General features: G+C 53.2%; 1 rRNA gene. It reads right to left on the bottom strand.

Features of this window, described 5'->3' with window-relative positions:
- Nucleotides 1-11 precede the first annotated feature (11 nt).
- A 16S ribosomal RNA gene (locus tag AB4384_RS21725) occupies nucleotides 12-1,566 on the bottom strand.
- Nucleotides 1,567-1,576 lie beyond the last annotated feature (10 nt).

Raw genomic sequence — 1,576 nt, 5'->3', positions numbered from 1 at the left:
ATATCTTCGTATAAGGAGGTGATCCAGCCCCAGGTTCCCCTAGGGCTACCTTGTTACGACTTCACCCCAGTCATGAACCACAAAGTGGTGAGCGTCCTCCCCGAAAGGTTAAACTACCCACTTCTTTTGCAGCCCACTCCCATGGTGTGACGGGCGGTGTGTACAAGGCCCGGGAACGTATTCACCGTGACATTCTGATTCACGATTACTAGCGATTCCGACTTCATGGAGTCGAGTTGCAGACTCCAATCCGGACTACGACGCACTTTTTGGGATTCGCTCACTATCGCTAGCTTGCTGCCCTCTGTATGCGCCATTGTAGCACGTGTGTAGCCCTACTCGTAAGGGCCATGATGACTTGACGTCGTCCCCACCTTCCTCCGGTTTATCACCGGCAGTCTCCCTGGAGTTCCCGACATTACTCGCTGGCAAACAAGGATAAGGGTTGCGCTCGTTGCGGGACTTAACCCAACATTTCACAACACGAGCTGACGACAGCCATGCAGCACCTGTCTCAGAGCTCCCGAAGGCACACCTGCGTCTCCGCTGGCTTCTCTGGATGTCAAGAGTAGGTAAGGTTCTTCGCGTTGCATCGAATTAAACCACATGCTCCACCGCTTGTGCGGGCCCCCGTCAATTCATTTGAGTTTTAATCTTGCGACCGTACTCCCCAGGCGGTCTACTTAACGCGTTAGCTCCGAAAGCCACGGCTCAAGGCCACAACCTCCAAGTAGACATCGTTTACGGCGTGGACTACCAGGGTATCTAATCCTGTTTGCTCCCCACGCTTTCGCATCTGAGTGTCAGTATCTGTCCAGGGGGCCGCCTTCGCCACTGGTATTCCTTCAGATCTCTACGCATTTCACCGCTACACCTGAAATTCTACCCCCCTCTACAGTACTCTAGTTCACCAGTTTCAAATGCAGTTCCGAGGTTGAGCCCCGGGCTTTCACATCTGACTTAATGAACCACCTGCATGCGCTTTACGCCCAGTAATTCCGATTAACGCTCGCACCCTCCGTATTACCGCGGCTGCTGGCACGGAGTTAGCCGGTGCTTCTTCTGTTGCTAACGTCAAGAGATAGCGCTATTAACACTACCCCCTTCCTCACAACTGAAAGTACTTTACAACCCGAAGGCCTTCTTCATACACGCGGCATGGCTGCATCAGGCTTTCGCCCATTGTGCAATATTCCCCACTGCTGCCTCCCGTAGGAGTCTGGACCGTGTCTCAGTTCCAGTGTGGCTGATCATCCTCTCAGACCAGCTAGGGATCGTCGCCTTGGTGAGCCATTACCTCACCAACTAGCTAATCCCACCTAGGCATATCTTGACGCGAGAGGCCCGAAGGTCCCCCTCTTTGGCCCGTAGGCATTATGCGGTATTAGCCATCGTTTCCAATGGTTATCCCCCACATCAAGGCAATTTCCTAGGCATTACTCACCCGTCCGCCGCTCGACGCCCATTAACGCACCCGAAGGATTGTTAGTGTCGTTTCCGCTCGACTTGCATGTGTTAGGCCTGCCGCCAGCGTTCAATCTGAGCCATGATCAAACTCTTCAATTTAAGATTTTGT

The organism is Vibrio sp. 10N.261.51.A4 (assembly GCF_041471945.1).
GTDB lineage: Bacteria > Pseudomonadota > Gammaproteobacteria > Enterobacterales > Vibrionaceae > Vibrio > Vibrio crassostreae_C.
This window is presented reverse-complemented; position numbering and strand designations above follow the sequence as displayed.